General features: G+C 31.9%; 4 protein-coding genes and 1 pseudogene. 3 read left to right on the top strand and 2 right to left on the bottom strand.

Going from position 1 to position 4,432, the window contains the following annotated elements:
• Positions 1-474: 474 nt before the first annotated feature.
• The gene (locus tag AC1DIT_RS27290; RefSeq protein ID WP_016113544.1) at positions 475-894 is read right to left on the bottom strand and encodes a GNAT family N-acetyltransferase; all 420 of its coding nucleotides are present in this window, start codon (positions 892-894) and stop codon (positions 475-477) included.
• A 727-nt stretch (positions 895-1,621) separates the two neighbouring features.
• On the opposite strand from AC1DIT_RS27290, the gene AC1DIT_RS27285 reads away from it, so the two are divergent.
• Both AC1DIT_RS27285 and AC1DIT_RS27280 read left to right on the top strand, forming a co-directional pair.
• Positions 1,622-2,443: a ParA family protein gene (locus tag AC1DIT_RS27285; protein WP_016113543.1), complete on the top strand. Its 822-nt coding sequence runs from the start codon at positions 1,622-1,624 to the stop codon at positions 2,441-2,443.
• A gap of 1 nt (position 2,444) precedes the next feature.
• Positions 2,445-2,816, top strand: coding sequence for a hypothetical protein (locus tag AC1DIT_RS27280; RefSeq protein WP_016113542.1), 372 nt, complete (start codon positions 2,445-2,447; stop codon positions 2,814-2,816).
• 261 nt (positions 2,817-3,077) lie between these two features.
• On the opposite strand, the gene AC1DIT_RS27275 is transcribed toward AC1DIT_RS27280, so the two are convergent.
• Positions 3,078-3,443: a hypothetical protein gene (locus tag AC1DIT_RS27275; RefSeq protein ID WP_016113541.1), complete on the bottom strand. Its 366-nt coding sequence runs from the start codon at positions 3,441-3,443 to the stop codon at positions 3,078-3,080.
• A gap of 534 nt (positions 3,444-3,977) precedes the next feature.
• On the opposite strand from AC1DIT_RS27275, the pseudogene AC1DIT_RS27270 reads away from it, so the two are divergent.
• Positions 3,978-4,220 (top strand): annotated as a pseudogene (locus AC1DIT_RS27270) (hypothetical protein).
• The last annotated feature ends 212 nt before the right edge of the window (positions 4,221-4,432 follow it).

Below are 4,432 nucleotides of genomic sequence, written 5' to 3'. Positions count from 1 at the left end.
CCCTCCATTGTTTATAAGCCAGTAGCGCCATTCTTTTTATCTCTTCAAAATCTGGAATATCCTTTATTTTCATTGTAGTTAATCGCCTTTGACATCAATGGTTTAGGCATTATTCGTTAATTCTATTATATGTACCACATATCATCGCCGTTCTCTTTTCCTGCAATATAGAAATATCCCTATTTCCATAAGTAGACATTTCTATATATCCCTACTTTTTGTTATCAAAAATAGCGAAGATACTGTTGGTTTGTAATAAAGTTTGATCAAAATGCTTAGGTTGTTTGTTGCTAGTGAATAATTTTTTATAAAAAAGTTTAATCATTTTCTATCTGTGTTTGCTCCACAATCGCGCCCGATTGTGGAAGATCTTATTGAAGATAAGCATCCCCTTAGCTTAATAATGAAAAGGTTACTGCGAGAACAATTTCTTTAATATTGATGTCTTCTCCTACAATTAAAAATCTATTATGTTTATTTTTTTGAAATTACAGTAAACATCCCCGTCATGTTTGGTGAGTAATCTTTAAAATCATATTTTTCATAGAACGATTCTTTACCTTGTGATGCAAACAAACCGACAAACGCCTTATCAGGGGCATTCCGATTTAAGTATTCAACCAAAATATTCATTATTTCTTTCCCAATACCATTTTTCTGATAATCTGGATGAACCACTATATCTTGAATATAGAAATAGATAGCCCCATCACCAACAATTCTCCCCATGCCCACAATTTGTTCATTATCATTGACTGTGATGCAGTGAATAGAATTCTTCAGTGATGTTTCCACCACTTCAAAATTCATATAATTAGTCCATCCCACAGACTCGCACAAATATTTGTATTCTTCCAATGTTGGAATGTTATTTTTAAACTCATATTTCTTCAAAATGTATCCTCCAAGTCCTCAATTTCAACAAGTATATAAATTCGACATCTTTTTATCTATTCCTCTTACTCAACTAAACTCCCTTTAGCTAAAGTACAAACCTTCATATTCTCTAAGATGTTCTTCAACAATCTGGCCCGATTATTGAATAGAATGACCCGCATTTTTTTAAACACCTTTATTATTTTTTAAGCGACTTTTCTGTCGCTTAACAGCATAAATGGCAGATTCTATTACATGTACCACATATCACTGTTACAACCTTCTTCACAATATAGGAATATTCCTATTTCTATAAGTGGATATTTCCCTATATCCCTACTTCTGCTATCAAAAATATTGCAATGGGATATTGGGGAAGTTCTAAAAAAATATCTGGAGTGATATAATTGGCAGATTCTATTGCATGTACCACATATCACTGCTATAATTTTATTTACAATATAGAAATATCCCTATTTCTATAAATGGATATTTCCCTATATCCCTACTTCTGCTATCAAAAATATTGCAATGGGATATTGGGGAAGTTCTAAAAAAATATCTGGAATGATATAATTGGCAGATTCTATTGCATGTACCACATATCACTGCTATAATTTTATTTACAATATAGAAATATCCCTATTTCTATAAATGGATATTTCCCTATACCTTGATTTCGGTACCAAAAATACAGAAATAGGGATATAGGGAATTTTTTAAATAGATAACTGGAGTGGTATAAATGGCTATTACAATTACTGTTGGGAACTACAAAGGGGGCGTTGGTAAAACCACTAATGCTGTATTAAACTCTTATGAATTCGCAAAAAAGGGGAAACGAACTTTACTCGTTGACCTTGATCCACAGAGTAATGCAACAAAATCTCTAATGTTAACAAAATCTACCCTTAATCCTGACGAAAATGTAACTGTAAAAAAAACATTAATGAAAGGAATTCAAGAGGGGAATTTAGATGGATTAGAAGTTAAAATAATGGAAAATTTATATTTAATTCCTTCTTACGTTGATTTTCAAGATTTCGCAAAATTTCTATATAAATCGTGTTCTTCTGAAGTAGAAGAAGATTACTACTTTAAGGGATTACTTGAGAAAATAAAACATAAATACGATTACATATTTATCGATGTTCCACCTATGTCAATTGAAGTCACAAAAAATGCAGTTGTAGCTTCTGATTATGTTCTTATAGCTCTACAAACACAAGAACGTTCTCTTACTGGTGCGGAAAACTACATTAACCAACTAATAAAATTAAAAGAGCAATATGATCTTGATATTGAGGTTGTAGGTATTCTTCCAGTGCTATTAAAAAATAATGGTAAAGTGGATGAATACATTATGGAAAATGCTCGTGAAATTTTTGGTGAAGAAAACCTATTTAAAAATATCGTTCCACAGATGGAACGTATTAAAAGGTTTGATGTTAACGGTATTACTGAAAATGATAGACATGATTTAAATGTAATAGAACTATACGAAAAAATTAGTGATGAATTATTATCTCGTATCAATATTTTTGAAAGTCTGAAGGTTGGTGTATAACATGGCAAGAACTCCTGGATTATTAGGCAGAAAAAAGAGCAATTTTGACCCAACAGATCCTTATATCCCAAACGAGGATTCAGTTGTAACACAAAGTAGCGAAGATACTCCTGCTTCTCCACCTATAAATGAACAAAAACAAGTGAATCAGCAGGCGAAAAAGAAGGAGCAAACACCGGAGAAAAAGCAATTTAAAAACCAACAGGGAAGTATTAAAATTTCTAGTCAATCTAAGGAAGAACTCGAAGCACTAATGAAACTCACTAATACAAAATATGCTCATGAAATAATTGATTTACTTATAAATCGTTATGTAGAAAATGAATTAACTCCTGAACAGAAAATGAAATTTAAAATATTAACAGAGATTTAGAAATTTAGAAATATCCCTATTTCTAAATAGGGATATTTCTAAATTTTCGTAGTTTAAAAAAATACCGTCACCAGAGCTTCCTCCACGACTTTTTCTTCTCGTTTGCCGCTGCAACTTCCTCATGATATTCCTTATGTAAAGTGATAATAAGGTTATTTAATTTCGATATAAAAATATAAGAGCCTTGCTACATTTTTTTGTAGTAAAGTTGTTTAATTCTTATGGAACTAAAGCACTCGTTACTCTATTTAGTTAGATAAGTTATTTATTAGGAAAATTGTCAATCACTTGGATAGCTAGTTTCAACGCTTTTATTCTCCTTTCTAAAAGCGTTCTTTGGGGACTACCAGCCTTTGACTTATCATAAATGTTCTCAATTGATGGAAGCAAACCAGTAAGAACATTGCGAGCTTCTGCTAAATCTTCCTGGGTGTAATGATAGGGCCTTTGATTCCAAACGTTTTCTAGCATTGCTAAGCCGATGCAAACAGCTTTGAGTCGTTTCTTTACTAAGGTAGTATTTGCGCCTTTCTGAGTCATCTGTGACAAGGCATTTTCGAGTTTACTGATTGTCGATTGTAAAGATTTTATTGATTCCAATTTATCTACATTTGATACGTTTTCCATGTTAGTACTGTCCCTTCTTCGTTTCTGAATTATTTTGCTTGATATTTGATAAAATCGTTAAGAACCTGATTTCACTCGCAATATTTTAACATAAATAACTAACTCTCTTTGAGAAGGATTCTCAAAAATCCGGCCCAATTGTTGAACACAAGTTAACTAACACTCTTCAACTAACCTGCCTGTTAGTCCAATAAGAATTAAACAACTTTTTTGTCACTTAACACCTTAATCAATCGTTTTGTCTCTAAAGCTAACTGTTTAATATTTTCCTTGTACTTAGCTACAATAACACTACGCCACTAATCAGTAGTAACATCCCATTATTTTTGTGCTAGTAGCGCTATTCTTTTTATCTCTTCAAGATCAGGAGTATCCTTTTAGTTTCATTTTCATTGTAGTCAATCTCTTTTGACATCGATGGTTTAGGCATTATCCGTTAATTCTATAATTCTATTACATGTACCACATATCATCGCTGTGTTCTTCTCCCGCAGCATAGGAATATCCCTATTTCTATATATCCCTACTTTTGTTATCAAAAATAGCGAAGATACTCCTGTTTCTTCACCTAAAAATGAGTAAGAGAAAAAGGAATTTAAAAACCAACAGAGCAGTATTAAAATCTCTAGCCAATCTCATGAAGAGCTTGGAGCACTAATGAAGCTCACTAATAAGAAATATGATCATGAAATAATAGATTTACTTATACATCATTATGTAGAAAATCAATTAACTCCCGAACAGAAAAGTAAATTTAAATTATTAAAAGARATWTAGAAATATCCCTACATAGAAATAGGGATATTTCTATATTTYTGTGATTTAAAAAAATATCGTCACCAGAACTTCCTCCACGRCTTYTTCTTTTCTCTCGCCGCTGCAACYTCCTCATGATATTCCTTCATCAATCGTTTTATCTCTAAAGCTAACTGTTTAATATTTTCCTTGTACTTCGTTAGCTACAATAACACTGGRCCACTAATCAGTAT

It is taken from the genome of Bacillus sp. 05T22 (genome assembly GCF_056396765.1).
The sequence above is the reverse complement of the archived record's forward strand: the minus strand, read 5'-3'. Positions and strand labels throughout refer to the sequence as shown.

What these genes read in the sequence shown, in the direction of transcription:
- AC1DIT_RS27285 (WP_016113543.1), top strand. Translation starts at nt 1,622, where the DNA reads ATGGCTATTACAATTACTGTTGGGAACTACAAAGGGGGCGTTGGTAAA.
- AC1DIT_RS27280 (WP_016113542.1), top strand. Translation starts at nt 2,445, where the DNA reads ATGGCAAGAACTCCTGGATTATTAGGCAGAAAAAAGAGCAATTTTGAC.
- AC1DIT_RS27275 (WP_016113541.1), bottom strand. Translation starts at nt 3,443, where the DNA reads ATGGAAAACGTATCAAATGTAGATAAATTGGAATCAATAAAATCTTTA.